Source organism: Streptomyces sp. NPDC004435 (genome assembly GCF_042873895.1).
GTDB lineage: Bacteria > Actinomycetota > Actinomycetes > Streptomycetales > Streptomycetaceae > Streptomyces.
This window is the reverse complement of sequence record NZ_JBIAMB010000027.1, coordinates 38,804-60,202: the sequence shown is the minus strand read 5'-3', so window position 1 is coordinate 60,202 and position 21,399 is coordinate 38,804. Positions and strand designations below refer to the sequence as shown.

General features: G+C 72.0%; 21 protein-coding genes and 1 pseudogene. 14 read left to right on the top strand and 8 right to left on the bottom strand.

The window, feature by feature from the left end; all coding sequences use genetic code 11:
• From ACFYT9_RS35105 to ACFYT9_RS35095, 3 genes and pseudogenes are all read right to left on the bottom strand, one after another.
• Complete coding sequence (locus tag ACFYT9_RS35105) at nt 1-531, bottom strand: GNAT family N-acetyltransferase (RefSeq protein ID WP_389170200.1); 531 nt, start codon at nt 529-531, stop codon at nt 1-3.
• Nucleotides 532-623: 92 nt separating this feature from the next.
• Nucleotides 624-1,376 (bottom strand): TIGR04222 domain-containing membrane protein, encoded by a 753-nt coding sequence (locus ACFYT9_RS35100; RefSeq protein WP_387277677.1) that lies wholly within the window; start codon nt 1,374-1,376, stop codon nt 624-626.
• 90 nt (nt 1,377-1,466) lie between these two features.
• Nucleotides 1,467-1,961: pseudogene (locus tag ACFYT9_RS35095) on the bottom strand (hypothetical protein); the annotation flags it as partial.
• A gap of 1,032 nt (nt 1,962-2,993) precedes the next feature.
• Between ACFYT9_RS35095 and gcl the strand changes: the two are divergent.
• The 6 genes from gcl (at nt 2,994) to ACFYT9_RS35065 (ending at nt 8,596) form a co-directional block, all read left to right on the top strand.
• Nucleotides 2,994-4,781 (top strand): glyoxylate carboligase, encoded by a 1,788-nt coding sequence (gene gcl, locus ACFYT9_RS35090; protein WP_387277679.1) that lies wholly within the window; start codon nt 2,994-2,996, stop codon nt 4,779-4,781.
• A gap of 160 nt (nt 4,782-4,941) precedes the next feature.
• A complete protein-coding gene (locus ACFYT9_RS35085; RefSeq protein WP_389170196.1) occupies nt 4,942-5,784 on the top strand; it encodes a helix-turn-helix domain-containing protein in 843 nt (280 codons plus the stop codon).
• Nucleotides 5,785-5,853: 69 nt separating this feature from the next.
• Nucleotides 5,854-6,324: a cupin domain-containing protein gene (locus tag ACFYT9_RS35080; protein ID WP_389170193.1), complete on the top strand. Its 471-nt coding sequence runs from the start codon at nt 5,854-5,856 to the stop codon at nt 6,322-6,324.
• Entirely contained in the window at nt 6,321-7,040 is a 720-nt protein-coding gene (locus ACFYT9_RS35075; RefSeq protein ID WP_389170190.1) for an SGNH/GDSL hydrolase family protein, read from the top strand. The genes ACFYT9_RS35080 and ACFYT9_RS35075 overlap by 4 nt, the downstream gene beginning before the upstream one ends.
• Nucleotides 7,041-7,259: 219 nt before the next feature.
• On the top strand, nt 7,260-8,126 hold the full coding sequence (locus tag ACFYT9_RS35070) for a glycerophosphodiester phosphodiesterase (RefSeq protein WP_389170187.1): 867 nt from the start codon (nt 7,260-7,262) through the stop codon (nt 8,124-8,126).
• A 68-nt stretch (nt 8,127-8,194) separates the two neighbouring features.
• Nucleotides 8,195-8,596 carry a hypothetical protein gene (locus ACFYT9_RS35065; RefSeq protein WP_389170184.1) on the top strand — a complete coding sequence of 134 codons (402 nt, stop codon included), beginning with the start codon at nt 8,195-8,197 and terminating at the stop codon, nt 8,594-8,596.
• On the opposite strand, the gene ACFYT9_RS35060 is transcribed toward ACFYT9_RS35065, so the two are convergent.
• Entirely contained in the window at nt 8,593-9,606 is a 1,014-nt protein-coding gene (locus tag ACFYT9_RS35060) for an ArsR family transcriptional regulator (protein ID WP_389170182.1), read from the bottom strand. The two genes, ACFYT9_RS35065 and ACFYT9_RS35060, sit on opposite strands and share 4 nt — an antisense overlap.
• Nucleotides 9,607-9,788: 182 nt before the next feature.
• Between ACFYT9_RS35060 and ACFYT9_RS35055 the strand changes: the two genes are divergently transcribed.
• Nucleotides 9,789-11,024, top strand: coding sequence for an MFS transporter (locus tag ACFYT9_RS35055; protein WP_389170180.1), 1,236 nt, complete (start codon nt 9,789-9,791; stop codon nt 11,022-11,024).
• On the opposite strand, the gene ACFYT9_RS35050 is transcribed toward ACFYT9_RS35055, so the two are convergent.
• The 4 genes from ACFYT9_RS35050 to ACFYT9_RS35035 all read right to left on the bottom strand — a co-directional run bounded on the left by ACFYT9_RS35050 (nt 10,960) and on the right by ACFYT9_RS35035 (nt 15,517).
• The gene (locus tag ACFYT9_RS35050; protein ID WP_389170177.1) at nt 10,960-11,625 is read right to left on the bottom strand and encodes an HNH endonuclease; all 666 of its coding nucleotides are present in this window, start codon (nt 11,623-11,625) and stop codon (nt 10,960-10,962) included. The genes ACFYT9_RS35055 and ACFYT9_RS35050 overlap by 65 nt on opposite strands.
• A gap of 470 nt (nt 11,626-12,095) precedes the next feature.
• Nucleotides 12,096-13,553, bottom strand: a complete 1,458-nt coding sequence (locus ACFYT9_RS35045; protein WP_389170175.1) for a catalase — start codon at nt 13,551-13,553, stop codon at nt 12,096-12,098.
• Nucleotides 13,554-13,745: 192 nt separating this feature from the next.
• Nucleotides 13,746-14,639, bottom strand: a complete 894-nt coding sequence (locus ACFYT9_RS35040) for a 2-hydroxy-3-oxopropionate reductase (protein WP_355728217.1) — start codon at nt 14,637-14,639, stop codon at nt 13,746-13,748.
• A 44-nt stretch (nt 14,640-14,683) separates the two neighbouring features.
• Entirely contained in the window at nt 14,684-15,517 is an 834-nt protein-coding gene (locus tag ACFYT9_RS35035) for a TIM barrel protein (RefSeq protein ID WP_389170172.1), read from the bottom strand.
• Nucleotides 15,518-15,657: 140 nt separating this feature from the next.
• Between ACFYT9_RS35035 and ACFYT9_RS35030 the strand changes: the two genes are divergently transcribed.
• The 7 genes from ACFYT9_RS35030 to ACFYT9_RS35000 all read left to right on the top strand — a co-directional run bounded on the left by ACFYT9_RS35030 (nt 15,658) and on the right by ACFYT9_RS35000 (nt 21,283).
• Entirely contained in the window at nt 15,658-15,918 is a 261-nt protein-coding gene (locus tag ACFYT9_RS35030; protein ID WP_037881565.1) for a hypothetical protein, read from the top strand.
• A 44-nt stretch (nt 15,919-15,962) separates the two neighbouring features.
• Entirely contained in the window at nt 15,963-16,301 is a 339-nt protein-coding gene (locus ACFYT9_RS35025) for a helix-turn-helix domain-containing protein (protein WP_389170284.1), read from the top strand.
• Between the two features lie 155 nt (nt 16,302-16,456).
• On the top strand, nt 16,457-16,972 hold the full coding sequence (uraD, locus tag ACFYT9_RS35020; RefSeq protein WP_376602253.1) for a 2-oxo-4-hydroxy-4-carboxy-5-ureidoimidazoline decarboxylase: 516 nt from the start codon (nt 16,457-16,459) through the stop codon (nt 16,970-16,972).
• Nucleotides 16,969-17,376 carry a hydroxyisourate hydrolase gene (uraH, locus tag ACFYT9_RS35015; RefSeq protein ID WP_376602252.1) on the top strand — a complete coding sequence of 136 codons (408 nt, stop codon included), beginning with the start codon at nt 16,969-16,971 and terminating at the stop codon, nt 17,374-17,376. Before uraD ends, uraH begins: the two co-directional genes overlap by 4 nt.
• A gap of 5 nt (nt 17,377-17,381) precedes the next feature.
• Nucleotides 17,382-18,305: a factor-independent urate hydroxylase gene (gene pucL / locus ACFYT9_RS35010; protein ID WP_387279953.1), complete on the top strand. Its 924-nt coding sequence runs from the start codon at nt 17,382-17,384 to the stop codon at nt 18,303-18,305.
• Between the two features lie 92 nt (nt 18,306-18,397).
• Nucleotides 18,398-19,816, top strand: a complete 1,419-nt coding sequence (locus ACFYT9_RS35005; RefSeq protein WP_389170168.1) for a nucleobase:cation symporter-2 family protein — start codon at nt 18,398-18,400, stop codon at nt 19,814-19,816.
• 75 nt (nt 19,817-19,891) lie between these two features.
• Nucleotides 19,892-21,283, top strand: coding sequence for an 8-oxoguanine deaminase (locus ACFYT9_RS35000; RefSeq protein WP_389170165.1), 1,392 nt, complete (start codon nt 19,892-19,894; stop codon nt 21,281-21,283).
• The last annotated feature ends 116 nt before the right edge of the window (nt 21,284-21,399 follow it).

The following is a 21,399-nucleotide window of genomic DNA, read 5'->3' as shown; positions in this document are numbered from 1 at the left end:
CTAGCCCACCGGCTTCCTCGCCAGTTCGCGGCGCATGCAGATGCGGGGCCAGGCCGCCAGTCCGTGGGCGGCCTCGGCGCGGCTGATGGCGCGCAGGCCGTCGGTGAGGTCCGGGTCCGCCTCGGCGAGCGGGCGGAAGCCGAGGCGGGCGTAGTACGGGGCGTTCCACGGCACTTCGGTGAAGGTCGTGAGGGTCAGGGCGGTCAGGCCCTCCTCCCGGGCGGCCTCCGCCAGGTGCTCGATCAGCGCCCGGCCGACGCCCCGGCGGGCCGCGTCGGGATGCACGGAGACCTGCTCGATGTGGGCGGCGCCGTCCACGGTGTCCGTGAGGAGGTACGCGACGGGCCGGTCGGCCCCGTCGACCGCCACCCAGGCCCGGCCCGCCACCCGGTACCCCTCCAGCACGTCCAGCGGGAGGGGTTCGTCGTCGGCGACGGCCGTCATGCCGAGGGTGCGGAAGGGTTCGCCCGCCGCGCGCTCGATGGACTGGAGCAGCGGGAGTTCGGCCGGTGCGGCCACTCGGATGCGCATACGCCAGTATGCGCCCGGCTCGGCGGGGGCCGGAGGCGCGGTGGTCCCGACCTGGCCGACACGGGCCGTCGGGTCCGGCCCGGCGCGCGTCGTCAGCCGGGCCCCGACAGGCCCCCGTCCCGGGAGAACCGGGGCAGGAACAGGGCCAGCGCCGGGTCGCCGTGCAGCGCCACGTACAGCAGGACCAGCCGCCCGTCCGTCACCTCGTGCCGGTGCTCCGGCAGCGGGTGCCGCTCCCGCAGCTCGGCCAGCAGCCGGCGGGCGGTCCGGGTCGAGGGCGGCAGCCGCAGCAGGGCGAGGGCGGCGAGGAGGAGCGGCACGCCCGGGGCCAGTACGGGCAGGAGCCCCGGTCCGTCCCCGGTGCCGGCCGCCGCGAGCAGCCCGGCCGCGAGCGTCACCGGCGCCGCGGCGAGGAGCAGCCGGGCCGAGCGGTGCCGCCCCGGCGGGCGCAGCAGCCCCGCCCGCCCCAGTTCGGCCCGCAGCCCGCCCACGGCCCGGCGCACCTCGGGGCGCAGGGCCAGGGCGCGCAGGCCGAGGGCGTTGCGGAGCGAGCGGTGGACGCCGAGCCGCACCGGGTCGCGGGTCCGGCCGGGCCCGCCGTTGGCCCGAACCGTACGTTTGCGTCCTGCCGCGACCGCGCCCTGCTGGTGCAGCGCCACGAGCGCGACCGTCACCGCGGCCCGGCGTCCGCCGCGCAGCAGGGCCAGCGCCTCCGGCCCGGGCGGCGCCTCCGCGGGGCCCGTACCGGGGCCCGGCCGCCGGGCGCGCAGCAGCACCGCCGCGGCGAGCACCTCGGTCCAGGCGGCCACGACCGCCGCCACCCACCACCACGTCCCCGTCCCCATGCCCTCCACCCCCATGGTGTTTCTGCCCGGGGGAGCGTGATCATCACGCGTGGATGGCCGGATCCGTTCGCTCGAAGGGCGTGGTTCGGATCAGATGGCGCCGCCGGAAGTGAGTTCGTCGGCCGCGTTGTTCACGGGCTGCGGGGTGCCGGTGAGATCGAGGACGAAGAGCGGCAGCCCTATCTCGGTGGCGCGGGACCGGGCCTCGGGGGTGTAGCCGGCGAGCGAGAAGAAGATGCCCACGGCGGAGGTGTTGAGTCCGTTCAGCCACAGGCACTCGACGGCCCGCAGCCCGGCCGGCCGGGTGCTGGGGTCGACCTGGGCGACGAGCCCGGGCCCGCGCAGGTCCACGCCGGCGGAGTGCCGGTCGTCCGGCTGCACGATCTCCCGGAACCCGAGCCAGCGCAGATACGTGGCGGCCGCGGCGACCGCGTCCGAGGCCGTCCGGATCGTCACCGGCCGGAACGCGCCCCGGGCGGGCGCGGGCCGCGGGGCCGTCGGCGGCAGCGGGATGTGGACGGGGTACCGCTCGGCGAAGGACCGCGGAGTGTTCCCGAACCAGTCGGTGACGGGCGCGGTGGGCGCCGTGCCGTCGGGGAACCCTTCGGCGGTGGGTGCCGTGCCGTCGGGGAACTCCTCGGCGGTGGGTGCCGTGCCGTCGGGGAACTCCTCGGCGGTGGGTGCCGTGTCACCGGGCGACCCCTCGGCGGTGGGTGCCGTGCCGTCGGGGAACCCCTCCGGTGCCGGGTCGTCCAGCCGGGTCTCCTCCGGAGCCTCTTCCGGGTCCTCCTGCCGGGGCAGCTCCCAGGTCGCCGCCTCCAGGCCCTGCTCGTCCCGGGCTTCCCCGTCCCCTGCCTCCCCGCCCCAGCCGTCCCCGTCCCAGCCCTCCTCGTCCCGGCCCGCTTCGTGCCCGGTCTCCTCCCCCTCGGCTCCCTCTGCCCCCTCGTCCCCGGCCCGCCGTTCGGGGGCGGCGAGGAAGCCGGCCGGGGCGGCGTCGGGCCCGGGGCCGGCGGAGTCGTCCGCCGCGTGCGCCGTGGGGCCGTGCCGCTCGGAGCCGTACCCCTCGTCCCGCTCGCCCTCCGGCACGGGGGTCGCGGTCCCGGCCCCCACCGCCTCCTCCGTCACCGGTGCCACCGGGATCCGCAGCACCGCCCCGCAGGCGCAGCCCAGCTCCGGACTCGGCCACTGGTCCTCGCGGCCGCAGGCGCGGCAGCGCACGGTGACCCACTCGTCGAGCCAGGTCCGGTGCCGGACCGGCTCGGCGGTCGCGTCCGGGACCAGCCGCGGGGCGACCGGGCTCCCGCAGGGGCAGGGGTAGACGGGCGCCGCGTACGTATGGCTCCGCCGGCACTCCGGGCAGTGCACCGCTACCGAGTCACCCACACCGAACCCCCTCTTCCCGTGCACGTCATCGTCCACCAATCCGGCCGCGCGGGGGTGCGACTTCGGCCACCGGGGAGGGCCCGCGGGTGCCCGTCTGGTGGGACCTCCCTTGACGACTTCCCGACCCCCACTTACATTGCTTCCATATAGCAGAACAGTTTTTCCGCATTACGGAAACAGGACCGGGCGGCCCGCCCGGCACCTGCGACCGACCGGCCGAGCAGGAGCACTCCCATGCCTCGTATGACCGCCGCCGCAGCGGCCGTTGAGATCCTCAAGCGCGAAGGCGTCACCAACGCCTTCGGCGTGCCCGGCGCGGCGATCAACCCCTTCTACCGCGAGCTCAAGAACGTCGGCGGCATCAGCCACACGCTGGCCCGCCACGTCGAGGGCGCCTCCCACATGGCCGAGGGCTACACCCGGGCCAAGGCCGGCAACATCGGTGTCTGCATCGGCACCTCCGGCCCCGCCGGCACCGACATGATCACCGGCCTGTACTCGGCGATCGCCGACTCCATCCCGATCCTCTGCATCACCGGTCAGGCTCCGGTCTCGAAGCTCCACAAGGAGGACTTCCAGGCCGTCGACATCGCCTCGATCGCCAAGCCCGTCACCAAGGCCGCCACCACGGTCCTGGAGGCCGCGCAGGTCCCCGGTGTCTTCCAGCAGGCCTTCCACCTGATGCGCTCCGGCCGTCCCGGCCCGGTCCTCATCGACCTCCCGATCGACGTCCAGCTGACCGAGATCGAGTTCGACCCGGAGACCTACGAGCCGCTGCCGGTCTACAAGCCGTCCGCGACCCGCGCCCAGGCCGAGAAGGCGCTGAGCTTCCTCCTGGAGGCCGAGCGCCCGCTGATCGTCGCCGGCGGCGGCATCATCAACGCCGACGCCTCCGACCTGCTGGTCGAGTTCGCCGAGCTGACGAACATCCCGGTCATCTCCACCCTCATGGGCTGGGGCACCATCCCGGACGACCACGAGCTCGCCGCCGGCATGGTCGGCGTCCAGACCGCGCACCGCTACGGCAACGCGACCTTCCTGGAGTCCGACACCGTCATCGGTATCGGCAACCGCTGGGCCAACCGCCACACCGGGTACAACCTGGAGGCGTACACCAAGGGCCGGAAGTTCGTCCACGTCGACATCGAGCCCACCCAGCTCGGCAAGATCTTCGCCCCGGACTACGGCATCGCCTCCGACGCCAAGGTCGCCCTGGAGCTCTTCATCGAGATCGCCAAGGAGTGGAAGGCCGAGGGCAAGCTCCCCGACTTCACCTCCTGGGCCGCCTCCGCGCAGGACCGCAAGGCCACCCTCCAGCGCCGCACGCACTTCGAGAACATCCCGATGAAGCCGCAGCGCGTCTACGAGGAGATGAACAAGGCCTTCGGCCCGGACACCCGGTACGTCACCACCATCGGTCTCTCCCAGATCGCGGCCGCGCAGTTCCTGCACGTCTACAAGCCGCGCCACTGGATCAACTGCGGCCAGGCCGGCCCGCTCGGCTGGACCATCCCGGCCGCCATCGGCGCCGCTACCGCGCAGCCGGACGTCCCGGTCGTCGCGCTCTCCGGCGACTACGACTTCCAGTTCATGATCGAGGAGCTGGCGGTCGCCGCCCAGCACAAGGTCCCCTACGTCCACGTCCTCGTGAACAACGCCTACCTCGGCCTCATCCGGCAGGCGCAGGGTGGCCTCGGCATCAACTTCGAGGTCAACCTCGAGTTCGAGAACATCAACACCCCCGAGATCGGCGTCTACGGCGTCGACCACGTCAAGGTCGCCGAGGGCCTCGGCGTCAAGGCGATCCGGGTCACCGACCCGGAGAAGCTGGGCGAGGCGCTGGAGCAGGCCAAGAAGCTGGCCGTCGAGTTCCAGGTCCCGGTCGTCGTCGAGGCGATCCTGGAGCGCATCACCAACATCGCCATGAGCAAGACCGTCGACATGAGCGACGTCACCGAGTTCGAGGACCTGGCCACCGAGCCGGGTCACGCGCCGACCGCGATCAAGCCGCTCGCGGTCTGACCGACCGGCCCCCGCCCGCACCCGTCGTCCACGTCACGGGTGCGGGCGGGGCCCGCACCGGGGCCCCATCCCCGACACGACGTGCCCGGCAGGCTCCATCCGGCCGGGCACGTCGCCGTTCCCCCGCACCCCGGGCCGGGCGGCTCGTACACTCACGAGGATGGAGGACCCCACGTCCGTCGGGATCTGCGCGCGACCGGCGCCCGCCCTGCGGGAGTACGTCGAGTCGTACGTCGGCTTCGACCTCCGCCGGCTCCCGACGGGGGTGCACTGCGGACCGCCGAGCCGCGCGCTCACCGCGGTGATCAGCCTGGCGGATCCCCTGGAGGTGGCGCCCGGCGTCGACGACGGGTCACCGGTCACCCGATTCGACAGCGTGGCCGGCGGACTGATGTGCCGGTCCGTCGCGATCCACCACGACGGACGCCAGCACGGTGTCCAGGTGTCGCTGACACCCCTCGGGGCCCGGGCCGTCTACGGCATGCCCGCCGCCGAACTCGCCCACCGGCTGGTCCCCCTCGACGCGCTGCTCGGCCCGCTCGCCGTCGAACTGGTCGACCGGCTCCGATCGGCGCCGACATGGGCGGCGCGGTTCGCCGCGCTGGACGACTCGCTCCTCCGGGCGGTCGGCCGCGGCGCCCGCGGCGCCGATGCGCGCGGGGTACGGCCCGAGGTGGCCGAGGCATGGCGTCGTCTCGTCGCCGCGCGGGGGCGCGTCCAGGTCGCCGCGGTCGCCGCGGAACTCGGCTGGAGCCGCCGCCACCTCACCGAGCGGTTCCGCGGTGAGGTGGGCCTGTCGCCGAAGACCCTCGCACGGGTCCTGCGCTTCGAGCACGCGCACGCACTGGCGACGGCGCGGGACCCGCTTCCGTGGGGCGAGGCGGCAGCCGTCTGCGGTTACGCCGACCAGGCCCATCTCGTACGGGACTGGCGCGAGTTCACGGGCCGGACGCCGACGGCCTGGCGTCGCGGGGAACTCCTCCTCGGAGCCGGACAGCCGTAGCGGAAGCCCTCCGGCCCCTCTTCCCTTTTCTTCAAGACCGCCCGATCGCCGTCGTGGACGATCGTCGGCATGAGACTCGTTCAGCACGCACACGATGCCCTGGACCTGCGGACCACCCCCGTGCACCTCGGACGGGGATCGACGGCGAAGGCCGTCGTGGGCTTCGCCTGGGACCCGGAGGTGCTCCGGGCCTACAGCGCCGCGGTCGCGGCGGACGGCGCCGACGGCCGGATGGTGATGATCTTCGACGGCGACGGGCCCGGCGACCACTGGGAGAGCCACCCCGCGGGCGACGAACTGGTCGTCTGCCTCAGCGGGTCCGTGACGGTCACCAGGGACGTGGACGGCCGGCTCGACCGCGTCCGGCTCGGGCCGGGCGAGGCCACCGTCAACCCGGCCGGGGTGTGGCACGCGGTCGACATGGAGGGGCCGGCGTCGATCCTGTCCGTCACCGCGGCCCTCGGCACCGACCACCGTCCCCGGACCGGCACCAGCCCGACCGAACGCGCGGGCGCGCCCGGCCCGGAGGAGTCGCCGTGACGACCCGCGTCGCGTGCCTCGGCGACAGCCTCACCCGCGCCCAGTTCAGCGTCGACTACCTGGACCTCCTCGAACGCCGCCGCCCTCCCGGTGACCTGCGGCTCGCCCGCTTCGGCGTCAACGGAGACTTCGCCCACAACCTCCTCCAGCGCCTCGACGCGGTCGTCACCGACCCACCCGACGTGATCACCGTCCTGATCGGGACCAACGACGCCCGGGCGAGCCTCGCCGGCTACCCCGTCGAGCAGGCGATGAAGCGCAAACGGCTCCCGGACCGCCCGTCGCCCGGCTGGTTCCAGCAGTGCCTGGGAGCCGTCGTCGCCCGGCTGAAGGCGGAGACCGACGCGACGGTCACCCTGCTGTCGCTCCCGGTCCTCGGCCAGCAACCCGACGGACCGGCGGCGCTGGCCTCGCGGGCGTACAGCCGGCTGATCGCCGAGGTCGCCGCCACCGACGGAGTGGCCTACCTGCCGCTCCACGAGCGCCAGGTCGAGGAACTGCGCCGAGCGGCCCCGCCGCCGACCCCGTACCGGGAGGCCACGCCCGCGGCGGTCATCGGCGTCCTCGCCCAGCGAGCGGTGCTGCGCCGCGGCCTCGACACGATCTCGCGGCGGCGCGGCCTCGTGCTCACGACCGACCACATCCACCAGAACAGCCGCGGCGCCTCTCTCGTCGCCGAGGTCATCGACGCCGGCCTGCCGCCCCGGAGCGGCTAGCCGGTTCCGGCGCCCGGCGGGTCGGATAGATCACGCTCCGCGACGGGGGCACCAGGTTCTGTCGTCACATGCGGTGGCGAAGGTCGCGGTCCGCTCCTGTGCTGGTGACCAGTAGGTTCGGAGCCGTCCGACCGTTCTCCTGGAGAGGATCACCCGAACCGGACAGGAACGGATCCGCGTGCCGGGGACGGGTCCAGGTCCGTGTTAGGGTCCGCCTCCGTGACTCCTGTACGAGGCCGGCGGCGGCGTGCCGCAGCCATATCCGCCACTGCGCTGACCGCCGCGCTGACCGCTGCCTTCCTGCTGGCTGACCGGGGCTCTGAACCCACTGCCGCTTCTTCGCAGACCTTGCCGGCGGTGATCGCGCACCGGGGTGCTTCCTCAGTGGCTCCGGAGAACACCCTGATCGCGGGTGAGGTGGCCCGTCGCGTCGGAGCGGACTGGATCGAGAACGACGTACGACCGAGCAAGGACGGCGTCCCCTACGTGTTCCACGATGCGTTCGTGGACCGGACCACCGACGGCACGGGACACATAGGGAAGCTGACCTCGGCGGAGATCGACGCCCTGGACGCGGGTTCCTATCTCGCCCCGGCCTACAAGGGCACGCGGATCCCGACACTCGCCGCCCAGCTGGCGGACCTGAGAGAGCGCGGCGGCCGGCTGCTGCTCGACATCACCGGGACTCGCGGCAAGGCCGACATCGAGCGGATCATCCAGCTCGTGCGAGAGCAGCGCATGATGGACCGCGTCCTGGTGCAGAGTTTCTTCCCGGATTCGCTGAGGCACGTCCGTACGCTGGCCCCGGAGGTTCCGATGGGGCTGCTGCGCGACAAGCTCGACGCGGACCCGGTGGCAGTGACCCGCGAGCTGGGCGTGACGGCTTACAACGTCTCCGACAAGGCACTGTCGACGCGGCCGGAGCTGGTGGCGGAAATGCACGCCGCAGGAGTGTCGGTGAACGTCTGGACGGTGAACGAGCCGGACCGCTGGCGAGCACTGGCCGACCTGGGTGTCGACGGCATCATCACCGACCGCGCGACGGAGATGACAGGCTGGAAGGCTGCTCGCGCCGCAGGCCGTTAGGCAGTGCCTTCAAAAGATCTTGGCCGGCCTTACCTGGGCTGGGCGCGAGCCGAGGAGAGGAGACCGTCATGCCGGCCGTGACGCGCCTGGTCACCCACGTCGAGCTGGACGCGGTGCACACCACCGACCGGCAGCTGAGCGTGTCGGCGAGGCTGGAGGCCGAACTCTCCGACGGGCGCGCCCTGGTCCTCCTCGACGACCGGGGCTGGAGCGTGAGCGGGCCGGCGGACCTCCGCGCCTTCCTGACGCGCTCCTCCGTCGAGGACGACGCCCGGACCGTCGTCGGCCCCGACGAACCCTTCGGCGACCAGACGCCGGAGCAGGCCGCCGCCGACCACTGGGGCGCGCTCGCCGCCCGCCTCGCCCGCCAGGGCGTCCCCGCCGACACGGCCGTCCTCGCCTCCCTCCCGCACGCCGTCGTCCTCGGCGAACACCTGCGCGCCTGGGCGGGGTTCGACGACAGGCCCTAGCCGGACCCTTCGTGTCGAGTCCGGTCCGCCTGCGCCCTTACGAGCACCGCGCCGGCCTCCGTCCAGTCGTAGAGGACCGAGCGGCCGGACCTGCGGCGGCGTATCAGGCCGGCGTCGTGCAGCACCTTCAGGTGGCGTCCGACCGAGCCGAGGCCCTGCCCCGTCAGCGCCACCAACTGGCTGGTCGACAAGGGCGCTTCGAGGCGGAGCAGCACGCCCGCCCGGGCCGGTCCGAGAAGCGCGCCCAAGGCCTCCGGGACGACCGGGCCCGAGCGGTCGGCGAGCACGCCCGCGCAGGCGTAGACGATCGCGCACCGCTCGACCGTCCCCCCGGCCGCCGCCTCCCACGACACCCAGCCCGACACCGGCGTCACCGGCACCAGCAGCAGCCGGCCGCCGACGACCGAACGCGGGGGATAGTCGCGGGGGTTGACCTGGAGCCGGCCGTCCCCGAGCCAGCGCATCCGCCCCGGGTGCAGCTCGTCCAGCGCCGCCGCCCAGCCGCCCCGCGCGAGCCGCGCGGTCCTGGCCGTCACGTCGGCCTCCAGCACCCGCCGCCGCCGGGGCCACTCGGGCAGCACCGTCTCCCGCCACACCCAGTCGAGCAGCGCCGCCAGCCTTTCCGGCAGATCGCGCGCCGAGCGCAGCGGCTCCGGGAGCCGACCGCCCGCCGACACCGCCAGGTCGGCGAGCGCGGCCTCCGGGGCGGTCGCCCGTACCGCCTCGACCTCCTCCTCGAAGCACCGCTCGTGGTCGCCCCTCGGGGTGGGCGTGAGGAAGTCCGCGTGCCAGGTGGGGCTGATCGCGGCCCGGACGAGCAGCGCGTCCAGCGGTTCGGCGGCCAGCCGTGCCCGGTACGCGGGCAGCCGGTCCGCGAGCCACTGCCGCTCGCCCGGATGGCCCGCGCGGCCCGCGTGCAGGGTGTGCAGCGACGCGACGGTCTCGGCGAGCGGCGAGATCACGAACCGGCCTCCCGCGAGCGTGTCCGCGCCCAGCCGCCACCACCCCATGCCGCTCCCTCCGACTTTCCTCCGACTTTCCTCCGACGCGATGACCGGCACCGGAGAAGGGCCTCCTGCCCGGAACCGGCATCTGCGGAACGATCCTCCCCATCCCCGCCCCCCGCCCCCCCCTGTTTCGCGGTCCCGCGAAACAGTACCGACGCCGCCCCCGCCTCCCCAGAATCCCCGGTATGCCCCTCTCCGTTCCCGAGGCGCCCGCCGCCGGGCCCCGCTACCGCGATCTGTTCCGCACCCCCGAGTTCACCCCCCTCTTCCTCGCCGGCTCCGCGCAGACCGCCGCCCAGACCGTGGCGGGGCTGGGGCTCGCGACGCTCGTGTTCCGGGCCACCGGTTCGCCGCTGCTGACCGCGCTCGCCATGTTCGGTCCCTCGCTCGCGCAGCTGCTCGGTGCCACGACCCTGCTCTCCGCCGCCGACCGGCTGCCGCCCCGGACCGCGCTGACGGTCGTCGCCGTCGTCTTCGCGGTGGGCACCGGGGTGCAGGCCGTGCCCGGGATGCCGCTCGGCGCCGCCTTCGGGCTCCTCGCCGTGCTCGGGGTCGTGGGGTCGCTCGGCGGGGGAGTGCGGTACGGGCTCCTCGGCGAGATCCTGCCGCGCGAGCGCTACCTGCTGGGCCGCTCGGTGCTCAACATGGCGGTCGGTCTCTGCCAGATCGCCGGCTTCGCCACCGGCGGCGTCCTCCTCGCCGTGCTCTCCCCGCGCGGCACCCTCCTCACCGCCGCCGCCCTCTACCTCCTCGCGGGGCTCCTCCACCGGTGCGGGCTCACCGCCCGCCCGCCCCGCGCCACCGGCCGGGTCTCGGCCGCCGCGACCTGGCGGACCAACACCGTGCTGCTCTCCGACCGCCCCCGCCGACTGCTCTATCTGGCGCTGTGGGTGCCCAACGGGCTGATCGTCGGCTGCGAGGCGCTCTTCGTGTCGTACGCCCCCGACCGCGCGGGCCTGCTCTTCGCCTGCGCCGCCGCCGGCATGCTCGCCGGGGACACCGTCGTCGGACGGTTCGTCCCGGCCCGGCTGCGCGTCCGGCTCGCCGCTCCCCTCCAGGCGCTGCTGGCGGCCCCGTACCTGCTCTTCGCGGTCGGCACGGGGCTGCCCGTGCCGGTGGCGGCGGCGGCCGTCGCGGTGTCCGCGGTCGGCTACGGCGCGAGCCTGCTCTACCAGGAGCGGCTGCTCGCACGCGTCCCCGAGGAGTCGAGCGGGCACGCGCTCGGCCTGCACGGCTCCGGGATGCTCGCCTGCCAGGGCCTGGCCGCGGTCCTGGCGGGCGGTCTCGCGCAGCTCACCTCGCCGGCGACGGCGATGGCCCTCCTCGCGGCGGGCTCGCTCGCCGTCACCGCCGCCCTCACCGCGGGGCTGTCGAGCGCTGCACCACGGTCTCCTCGCACGGGCCGTCGGCGAACAGCTTGAGCGCCTCCATCTCGTCCTTGTCGACCGTGAGGCCCCAGCGGAGCTTGGTGCCGACCCACTCGCCGACGTAGCGGCAGTAGGCGGCGTTCCCGTCCGGCACCCACTCGGCCGGGTCCTGGCCCCCCTTGGCCTTCTGGCTGCGGGCGGTGACAGCGACCAGGGTGGCCGAGGCCCCCTGGTCGTTGGCGAAGAGCGCCCGCCGCGCGGGCGTCCAGCCGGAGGCGCCCGAGGCCCACGCCTCCGCGAGCGGGACGAGGTGGTCGACGCGGAGCAGCGCGGGGTCGGTGACGCTCTGGCCGTCGTAGTACGAGGTCCACCTGCCGCCGGTCAGCGCGCAGGCGGCGCCGGTGGCGGGTGCCTCGACGGCCTCCGCGAGCAGCACCTCGGCGCGGGTGTCGCAGTCGTCGGTGGTGTCGAGGCCCTTGTCCCAGTGGGCGAAGGCGGACTCCGCGTACCCCTGGGAGTCCTCGGTGGCCTCGGTCAGTTCGGCGACCGCGTCCGGGAAGAGCTGGACGCCGGCGGAGGCGGCGGGCGCGGGGGCGGCGAGCGGGGACAGGACGAGGGCGAGCGGGACGAGCCCGCGCATCAGGTTCTTGATCACGTACTGCTGGATAGCGCCGTGACCGGGGCGCGCGGGAGGCGAATCGCGGTGCGCTCCCCCGAGCGGGTGCGGATCTTCACCGCAGAAACGATGCGCTGGTCCCGGCGTACGGGACGACGAAAGAGCGCGGAACCAGGGACCGTAAACCTGGTTCCGCGCTCTCGTCTGGTGACCGCCCGACGGCACGAGGCTGGCGCGACAGGACGTTCGCACCGCCGGGCGGAGTCTGTGTGCTCCCCTGCGAGGGGAGGGCGTTGGGACCGCGGCGGCTCCGGCGGACGCTTCGGCCGTCCCTTCCTTCAGGTCTGGAAGGGGGGCCTGGCGTCCTGGCCACCGCACTGGCTCGGAGCCACCGCGGTCCTCACGCTGTCCATGAACACCGACCACCCCTCATCCGGGCCGGTGTTCCGGACGGCGTACGACATTGACCTCCCGTCAGATGTCGTACGCGGTCTGGGAATTCGAGAAGATCAGTCCTCGCGCAGGGCGTTGACGGCCTCTTCGACGCGCTTGCCGTATTCGGCGTCGGCGGCGGCGAAGTGGGCGAGGTTCTTCTCGATGACGTCCTCGCGGGACACCTGGGAGAGACCGCCGGCGATGTTGGCGATCAGACGGCTCTTCTCGTCCTCCGACATCAGGCGGTAGAGCTCGCCGGCCTGGAAGAAGTCGTCGTCCTTGGTGTGCTGCGGGGCGGCGTGGGTGCCGGTCCAGCCGTGGATCGCGAGCGGCGCGGAGAGCGGCGTGTCGGTCTGGGCCGGTCCCTGGTACGAGTTGGGCTCGTAGTTCTTGTCGTACCGCGAGCCGTTGCGGGTGGCCATGGCGCCGTCCCGGCCGTAGTTCTCGGCGACGGTCGCCTTGGGGGCGTTCACCGGGAGCTGGGTGTGGTTGACACCGAGGCGGTAGCGGTGGGCGTCCGCGTAGGCGAAGAGGCGGCCCTGGAGCATCTTGTCCGGCGACGGGCCGATGCCCGGGACGAAGTTGTTCGGGGAGAACGCGGACTGCTCGACCTCGGCGAAGACATTGTCCGGGTTGCGGTCGAGGACCATCCGGCCGACGCGCTGGAGCGGGTAGTCGGCGTGCGGCCACACCTTGGTGAGGTCGAACGGGTTGAAGCGGTACTCGGCGGCCTCGGCGGCCGGCATGACCTGCACGTACAGGGTCCAGGACGGGTTCACACCGCGCTCGATGGCCTGGAGCAGGTCCGTCTGGTGCGAGTTGGCGTCCTTGCCGACGAGCTCGGCGCCCTGGTCGGCGGAGAGGGAGCGGATGCCCTGGTTCGTCTTGAAGTGGTACTTGACGAAGAAGGCCTCGCCCGCCTCGTTGGTCCACTGGTAGGTGTGCGAGCCGTAGCCGTTCATGTGACGGTACGAGGCCGGGATGCCGCGGTCGCCCATGAGCCAGGTGATCTGGTGGGTGGCCTCGGGGGCGTGGGCCCAGAAGTCCCAGACGTTGTCCGCCTCCTGCTTGCCCGTGAAGGGGTCGCGCTTCTGGGAGTGGATGAAGTCGGGGAACTTGATCGGGTCCTTGATGAAGAACACCGGGGTGTTGTTGCCGACGAGGTCGTAGTTGCCCTCTTCGGTGTAGAACTTCACCGCGAAGCCGCGCGGGTCGCGGACCGCGTCCGCGCCGCCGAGCGAGTCGGCCACGGTGGAGAAGCGGATGAACAGCTCCGTCTTCCGGCCCACCTCGGAGAGGAAGTCGGCCTTGGTGAAGCCGGTGACGTCGTCGGTCACCTCGAAGTAGCCGTACGCGCCGGAGCCGCGGGCGTGCACCACGCGCTCCGGGATGCGCTCACGGTTGAAGCGCGCGAGCTTCTCCAGCAGGTGCTGGTCCTGGAGGAGGATGGGGCCACCGACGCCGGCGGTGGCGGAGTTCTGGTTGTCGGCGACGGGGGCGCCGGACTCGGTCGTAAGCACGCGCTTCGACATGGTGGCCTTTCCGTACAGGAACCTGCTGATGACGATGCCGTGGAGCGTAAGTTCGCTCGAAACACGACGTCAACAGTTTGTTGAAAATGAAGTGTGGTGTTCCGGTCGGCGGCGGCGCCTGGGCGCGACAGGACAGGTGTCAGCGCCGCCGCCGACCGGAAATCTGGGGCCCCGGGGATCCGGGGCGGTGGATCAGACCTGGGCGCCGGAGAGGCGCTCGACGGCGCGGAGCAGGGCCGAGTGGTCCAGGCCGCCGTCACCCTGCGCGCGCAGCGAGGCGACGAGCTGGGCGACCACGGCGCCGACCGGGAGGGCCGCGCCGACGTTGCGGGCGGCGTCGGTCACGATGCCCATGTCCTTGTGGTGCAGGTCGATCCGGAAGCCGGGCTTGAAGTCCCGGTTCAGGAAGTTGTCCTTCTTGCGGGTCAGCACGGTCGAGCCGGCCAGACCGCCGTTGAGGACGTCGAGGGCGGCCTGGAGGTTCACGCCGGACTTCTCCAGGAAGACCACGGCCTCGGCGCACGCCTGGATGTTCACGGCGACGATGAGCTGGTTGGCCGCCTTGACCGTCTGGCCGGAGCCGTGCGGGCCGCAGAGGACGATGACCTTGCCGAGGGCCTCCAGGATCGGGAGGGCCTCGTCGAAGTCGGCCTGCTCGCCGCCGACCATGATGGAGAGCACGGCCTCGATGGCGCCGGCCTCGCCGCCGGAGACGGGGGCGTCGATGACGCGGATGCCCTTCTCCTTGGCGTTCTTCGCCAGGTCGACGGAGGTCTGCGGGGTGATCGACGACATGTCGATGATCAGCGCGCCCTGCTTGGCGTTCTCCAGGATGCCCTCGGGGCCGTAGGAGATGGCCTCGACCTGCGGGGACGCGGGCACCATCGTGATGACGACGTCGGCGTCCTTGACGGCCTCGGCGATGGAGCCGGCCGAGGTGCCGCCGGCCTTGGACAGGCGGTCCAGCTTGTCCTGCTCCAGGGTGAAGCCGGTGACCGAGTAGCCGGCCTTGATCAGGTTCTCGGACATGGGGGAGCCCATGATGCCGAGGCCGATCCACGCGATCTTGGGAAGGTTGCTGCTCATGAGGGTGCCTCTCAAAACAAGGTCGTACGGGGAGGGGGCCTGCGTCAGCGGGCCGGGCGGGCCTCTGCGGGCAGCCACTCGAAGGAGGCGGCGGCGTCGGCCGCCTTGTACTCCAGGCCGATCCAGCCGTCGTAACCGGCCTTCTTCAGCTCGTCGAGCAGCTGCTCGAGCGGCAGCTCGCCGGTGCCCGGGGCGCCGCGGCCCGGCATGTCCGCGATCTGGACGTGACCGGCCTTGTCCGCGTACGCGGCGATGACCTGGGAGACGTCCTCGCCGTTCATGGCCAGGTGGTAGATGTCGAGGAGGAACTTGGCGTTGCCGAGTCCCGTGGCCTCGTTCACCTTGTCGACGACCTCGATCGCGGAGGGGGCGCTCACCAGCGGGTAGAGCGGCGACTCCGGCTTGTTCAGGGCCTCGATGAGCAGGATCGCACCGACGCGGTCGGCGGCGCGGGCGGCCAGGACCAGGTTCTCCAGGGCGTGGGCGTCCTGGACCTCCGGGTCGACGCCCTCGACGCGGTTGCCGTAGAGCGCGTTGAGCGCCTTGCAGCCGACCGCGGCGGCGAAGTCCGCGGCGATGTCGATGTTGGCCTTGAAGCGGTCGGACTCCTCGCCCGGGACCGAGACCGCGCCGCGGTCCGGGCCGGGAAGCTGTCCGGCGTAGAAGTTCAGGCCCACCAGCTGGGTGCCGGCGTCCTCAAGGGCCTTCTTGAGGGCGTCGAGCTCGCTCTGCTCGGGGGTGGCGGTGTCGATCCAGGGCCACCACAGCTCGACCGCGGTGAAGCCCGCCGCGGCGGCGGCCGCGGGGCGCTCCAGGAGCGGGAGTTCCGTGAAGAGGATCGACAGGTTCACATCGAAGCGCTGGTCCGTGTATCCCATGAGGGGCGGCGCTCCTTCCGTATTGCGGAAGTCGTTTTCTGTCTGACGGAATGTTGCAAGTCCGTGGCGGTGCTTGTCAAGGGCCGCCGCCGACTCCGGGGCTCCCCAGCTGCCCGAACGGCCCGTAGCGTGGGGGCATGGTGCGTTTGAGAGTGGAGTTCACGACCGAGCCGTTCGACCTCGACGAGGCGCCGGCCCACGCGGTCGTGGCCCGTGAGGTCATCCAGTCCGCAGAACTGGACGCCGTCGATGTCGGCCCCTTCGGCAACACCGCGGAAGGTGGCGCCGACGCCGTCCTCACCGCCGTCGACGAGCTGCTGCGCAAGGCGCTCGGTGCCGGTGCCACCCGGGTCTCGCTCCAGGTCAATGTGATCGGTGAGGGCGGGGAGGACGCGAAGTGACCGAGCATCCCTTGGCGGCGGCGGTGAAGCCGCTGGTCGACGCGATGGGCGCGCAGGTGCTGGAGCCCGCGCAGGCGGCGGCCGACGACGTCCTGCTGTCCTGGGAGGGCGAGGACGTCCTCGCCGTCCGGCTGCCGCAGCTGTCGGACTCCCTGGACCACATCCTGGCGGCGATGGAGCGGCGGCACGGGATGCCGCTGTCGGAACTCGACCGCAAGGCCAAGCAGGAGGTGGTCCGGGTGCTGGAGGCGCGCGGGGCCTTCTCCGTGCGGCACGGGGTGGAGACGGTGGCAGGGGCACTGGGTGTCAGCCGCTTCACCGTCTACAACTACCTGAACCGGGAGACCGCCCTGAACAGGGAAAAAGGCGCTGAGAGCGTCTAGTTGATCAAGGTTGGCCATCAGCCGTCGTCCGCATGTCGGGACGACGGCTTTTGTGTCACCGAGTTTTCAACAAAGTGTTGACGTCGTGTTGCCGAGGGCGTTAGCTATCCGCAGCCCGTCCGACGCACAGCGAAAAACAGCCACGGAGGCTTCCCGTGACTTCAGGTACGACACCGGGTCTCACCCGGTTCAACACCTCGGCGGACAGCGAGGCTCTCGCCGCGCTCCACGAGGTGTGCTCCAGTTCGGCGTGGGGGAGCAAGCTTCTCGCCCAGCGCCCGTACACCACCGCCGAAGCCCTCTTCCTCGCCAGCGACGCCGCCATGGCCGAGCTGACCGCCGAGGACCTGGCCGAGGCGATGGCGGGCCACCCGCCGATCGGTCGTCCGAAGGAAGGGGATGCCACCTCCACCCGCGAGCAGAGCGGGATGGCCGGCTCCTCCGCCGAGCTCAAGGCCGAGATGCTCGAACTGAACCTGGCCTACCAGGACCGTTTCGGCCACGTCTTCCTCATCTGCGCCACCGGCAGGACCGGCGAGCAGATGCGCGACGCGGTCAAGGACCGGATCGGCAACTCGCCCGAGCAGGAGCGCGAGATCGTCCGCGCCGAACTGGGCAAGATCAACCGCATCCGGCTCACCCGTCTCGTAGAGGAAGAGAGCGCCGCATGAGCACCGACACCACGGCCTCGGTGTCCACCCACATCCTGGACACCAGCATCGGACGCCCCGCGGAGGGCGTGGCGATCACCCTCGCCGCCCGCGCCGGCTCCGACGCCGCCTGGGTCGCGCTCGGCGGCTCGGCCACCGACGCCGACGGACGGTGCAAGGACCTGCCGGCCCTGCCGGTCGGCACCACCCACGTACGCCTCGACTTCGAGACCGAGGCGTACTTCCTGAGCAAGCACAACCAGCAAGCCGAGGCGCAGCAGGACGCCCCCGCGAATCGGGACAGCGGTCCGGAGGGTGCTTTCTTCCCGGAGGTGGCGATCACGTTCGCCGTCAAGCCGGGCGAGCACTACCACGTACCGCTGCTGCTCAACCCGTTCGGCTACTCCGTTTACCGAGGGAGCTAGCAGACATGCCCACGATTCTCGGCCAGAACCAGTACGGCAAAGCAGAGAACCGCGTCGTCAAGATCACGCGGGACGGCGCCACCCACCACATCAAGGACCTCAACGTCTCCGTCGCCCTCTCCGGCGACCTGAGCGACGTCCACCTCACCGGCTCCAACGCCAACTGCCTCCCCACCGACACGACGAAGAACACCGTCTTCGCGTTCGCCAAGGAGTACGGCATCGAGTCCGCCGAGCAGTTCGGCATCCACCTCGCCCGTCACTTCGTGACGAGCCAGGAGCCGATCAAGCGGGCCCGGATCCGGATCGAGGAGTACTCCTGGGAGCGCATCGCCTCCTCGGACGCCAACTCCAAGTTCATCGGCTCCGACGAGGTCAACCACTCCTTCGCCCGCAAGGGCCAGGAGACCCGCGTCACCCAGATCACCTACGACGGCGAGAAGTGGGAGGTCATCTCCGGCCTCAAGGACCTCGTCGTCATGAACTCCACCAACTCGGAGTTCTGGGGCTACATCAAGGACCAGTACACCACCCTCAAGGAGGCGTACGACCGGATCCTCGCGACCCAGGTGTCCGGCCGCTGGCGGTTCAACTGGACCGACGACGACCAGCGCATGCCCAACTGGGAGCGGTCCTACGAGCAGACCAAGAAGCACATGCTCGAGGCCTTCGCGGAGACCTACTCGTACTCCCTCCAGCAGACGCTGTACCAGATGGCCACGCGGATCATCAACCACCGCGCGGAGATCGACGAGGTGCGCTTCTCGCTCCCCAACAAGCACCACTTCCTGGTGGACCTGGAGCCCTTCGGGCTCAAGAACGACAACGAGGTCTACTACGCCGCGGACCGCATGTACGGCCTCATCGAGGCCACGGTCCTGCGTGACGGCGCCGAGGCGCTGATCCCGGTCGACATGACCAATCTCTGAGTGGCACCACATCTCTGAGCGGCACTGAGTGAACCGGTCCCCACCCGCCCGCAGTCGGGCGGGGACCGGCACCAGACCGGAGGGAACCCAGCATGGCACTGCCCGCAAAGGGGCCGGCGTCCGCCGAAGGCCCGTGTTCCGCCCCCTCGACCACCGAGGCCCCTTCCCAGGCCGCCTGTCATCCGGTCGACGAGAAGCTCCCCGCCTCGCGGCTCGTCCCCGCGGCACTCCAGCACATCGCCGCCATGTACGCCGGCGTCGTCACCCCTCCGCTCATCATCGGCCAGGCCGTCGGCCTGGACGCGGCCGGGATGACCCGGCTCATCGCCGCCAGCCTCCTGATCGCCGGATGCGCCACGATCCTCCAGACGCTCGGCGTCCGGAACTTCGCCGGCAACCGGCTCCCCTTCGTCAACGCGGCCTCCTCCGCGGGCATCGCCCCCATGCTGGCCATCGCCGAGACGAGCGCCCCAGGGCACCAGCTCCCCGCCATCTACGGCGCGGTCATGGTCGCCGGCGTGTTCTGCCTCGCCGTCGGCCCCTTCTTCGGCCGCCTGCTCCGCTTCTTCCCGCCGCTGGTCACCGGCGTCGTCATCACCCTGATCGGCGTCACCCTGATGCCGGTGCCCGTCAGCTGGGCCCAGGGCGGCGACAAGACCGCCGCCGACTTCGGCGCCATGAAGTACCTCGCGCTCGCCGGCTTCACCCTGGTCGTCGTCCTGATGTTCCAGCGCTTCGGCCGCGGTTTCCTCAAGCAGATCGCGCTGCTCCTCGGGCTCCTCATCGGCACCCTCGCCGCGATCCCCTTGGGGATGGCCGACTTCACCGCGCTGCGCGAGGCGCCCGTCGCCGCCCTGCCCACGCCCTTCGCCTTCGGCGCCCCCGAGTTCCAGCCCGCCGCGATCCTCTCCCTGTGCATCGTGATGCTGGTCCTGATGACCGAGTCCAGCGCCGGCATGCTCGCCCTCGGCGAGATCTGCGACCGGCCCAGCGACGGGAAGACCATCACCCGGGGCCTGCGCACCGACGGCATCGCCACCCTGCTCGGCCCCGTCTTCGGCGGCTTCCCGACCTCCGCCTTCGCGCAGAACGTCGGCGTCGTCTCGCTCACCCGGGTCCGCTCGCGCTACGTGGTCGCCGTCGCCGGCGGCGCCCTCCTGGTGCTCGGTGCCTTCCCGGTCCTCGGCGCGGTCGTCTCCATGGTCCCGATGCCCGTCCTCGGCGGCGCCGGCATCGTCCTCTTCGGCTCCATCGCGGTCAGCGGCATCCGGACCCTCTCCGAGGCCGGACTCGACGACAGCTCCAACATCATCCTGGTGGCCGTCGCGCTCGGAGCGGGCATCATCCCGCTCGCCGCACCCACCTTCTACGCCGGATTCCCCGCCTGGGCGCAGACCGTGCTCGGCTCCGGCATCAGCGCGGGCGCGCTCGTCGCCGTCCTGCTGAATCTGTTCTTCCACCATCTCGGCACCCGGAGCCGCCACACGGCCCCGGCACTCAAATCCTCCTAGGGTCCTGCCGTGCCCTCCCCCCGCGAACCCGTCGCGGAGGGATCCCCAACCCCCTGGAATGAAGGAAGCACCGCCATGGCAGCACCTTCGGCAGCCCCCCAGCGCATCGTCATCGAGAACGCGGCCATCGCCACCGTCGACGCGCAGGACACCGAGTACGCCTCCGGCTACCTCGTCGTGGCCGACAACCGGATCGAGTCCCTCGGTGCCGGCAAGGCCCCCGAGAACCTGGAGAACGTGGTCCGGCGGATCGACGCCACCGGTCACCTGATCACGCCGGGCCTGGTCAACACCCACCACCACTTCTACCAGTGGATCACCCGGGGCCTCGCGACCGACCACAACCTCTTCAACTGGCTGGTCGCGCTCTACCCGACCTGGGCCCGCATCGACGAGCAGATGGTGCGCGTCGCCGCCCAGGGTTCGCTGGCCATGATGGCCCGCGGCGGTGTCACCACCGCCATGGACCACCACTACGTCTTCCCGCAGGGCTCCGGCGACCTCTCCGGCGCCATCATCGGCGCCGCCTCCGAGATGGGCGTCCGCTTCACCCTGGCCCGCGGTTCCATGGACCGCAGCGAGAAGGACGGCGGCCTGCCGCCGGACTTCGCCGTCGAGACCACCGAGGGCGCGCTCGCCGCGACCGAGGAGACCGTCAAGAAGTTCCACGACGCCTCCTTCGACTCGATGACCCAGGTCGCCGTCGCCCCCTGCTCCCCCTTCTCCATCTCCACCGAGCTGCTCCGCGAGGGCGCCGCGCTCGGCCGCCGGCTCGGCGTACGCATGCACACCCACGGCTCGGAGACCGTGGAGGAGGAGAAGTTCTGCCACGAGCTCTTCGGCATGGGCCCGACCGACTACTTCGAGTCGACCGGCTTCCTCGGCGAGGACGTGTGGATGGCGCACTGCGTCCACATGAACGACTCCGACATCGCCGCCTTCGCCCGCACCAAGACCGGCGTCGCCCACTGCCCGTCGTCCAACGCGCGCCTCGCCGCCGGCATCGCCCGCGTCCCCGACATGCTGAAGGCGGGCGTCCCGGTCGGCCTCGGCGTCGACGGCACCGCCTCCAACGAGTCCGGCGAGCTCCACACCGAGCTGCGCAACGCACTGCTCATCAACCGCCTCGGCGCCCACCGCGAGTCCGCGCTCAACGCCCGCCAGGCCCTGCGCCTCGGCACCTACGGCGGTGCGCAGGTCCTCGGCCGCGCCGACAACATCGGCTCCCTGGAGGCGGGCAAGCTCGCCGACTTCGTCCTCTGGAAGATCGACGGCCTCGGCCACTCGTCGATCGCCGACCCGGTCACCGCCATCGTCTTCGGTGCGGCGGCCCCGGTCACGGCCTCCTTCGTCAACGGCAAGCAGATCGTGGAGAACAACCGACTGCTCACCGTCGACGAGGACACCATCGCGCGTGACGCCCGCACGGAGGCCCAGCGCCTGGCCCGCATCGCGGCCCAGGCCTGATCCTCCCCCCGGAGTCCGGTCGGGGGGGACGGCCCTCGACCGGTCGCCGCGGACCCGAGCGGGGTCCGTGGCAGCCAGACCGGGGGGCGGCGTACGCAGAAGTCGTACTCCGCCCC

Excerpts from the sequence above, each read along its gene's own strand:
- ACFYT9_RS35035 (WP_389170172.1), bottom strand. The coding sequence starts at position 15,517 with ATGGGATACACGGACCAGCGCTTCGATGTGAACCTGTCGATCCTCTTC.
- uraH (WP_376602252.1), top strand. The coding sequence starts at position 16,969 with ATGAGCACCGACACCACGGCCTCGGTGTCCACCCACATCCTGGACACC.
- ACFYT9_RS35100 (WP_387277677.1), bottom strand. The coding sequence starts at position 1,376 with ATGGGGACGGGGACGTGGTGGTGGGTGGCGGCGGTCGTGGCCGCCTGG.
- gcl (WP_387277679.1), top strand. The coding sequence starts at position 2,994 with ATGCCTCGTATGACCGCCGCCGCAGCGGCCGTTGAGATCCTCAAGCGC.
- ACFYT9_RS35080 (WP_389170193.1), top strand. The coding sequence starts at position 5,854 with ATGAGACTCGTTCAGCACGCACACGATGCCCTGGACCTGCGGACCACC.
- pucL (WP_387279953.1), top strand. The coding sequence starts at position 17,382 with ATGCCCACGATTCTCGGCCAGAACCAGTACGGCAAAGCAGAGAACCGC.
- ACFYT9_RS35055 (WP_389170180.1), top strand. The coding sequence starts at position 9,789 with ATGCCCCTCTCCGTTCCCGAGGCGCCCGCCGCCGGGCCCCGCTACCGC.
- ACFYT9_RS35085 (WP_389170196.1), top strand. The coding sequence starts at position 4,942 with ATGGAGGACCCCACGTCCGTCGGGATCTGCGCGCGACCGGCGCCCGCC.
- ACFYT9_RS35060 (WP_389170182.1), bottom strand. The coding sequence starts at position 9,606 with ATGGGGTGGTGGCGGCTGGGCGCGGACACGCTCGCGGGAGGCCGGTTC.
- ACFYT9_RS35065 (WP_389170184.1), top strand. The coding sequence starts at position 8,195 with ATGCCGGCCGTGACGCGCCTGGTCACCCACGTCGAGCTGGACGCGGTG.
- ACFYT9_RS35000 (WP_389170165.1), top strand. The coding sequence starts at position 19,892 with ATGGCAGCACCTTCGGCAGCCCCCCAGCGCATCGTCATCGAGAACGCG.
- ACFYT9_RS35025 (WP_389170284.1), top strand. The coding sequence starts at position 15,963 with ATGGGCGCGCAGGTGCTGGAGCCCGCGCAGGCGGCGGCCGACGACGTC.
- ACFYT9_RS35040 (WP_355728217.1), bottom strand. The coding sequence starts at position 14,639 with ATGAGCAGCAACCTTCCCAAGATCGCGTGGATCGGCCTCGGCATCATG.
- ACFYT9_RS35045 (WP_389170175.1), bottom strand. The coding sequence starts at position 13,553 with ATGTCGAAGCGCGTGCTTACGACCGAGTCCGGCGCCCCCGTCGCCGAC.
- ACFYT9_RS35105 (WP_389170200.1), bottom strand. The coding sequence starts at position 531 with ATGCGCATCCGAGTGGCCGCACCGGCCGAACTCCCGCTGCTCCAGTCC.
- ACFYT9_RS35005 (WP_389170168.1), top strand. The coding sequence starts at position 18,398 with ATGGCACTGCCCGCAAAGGGGCCGGCGTCCGCCGAAGGCCCGTGTTCC.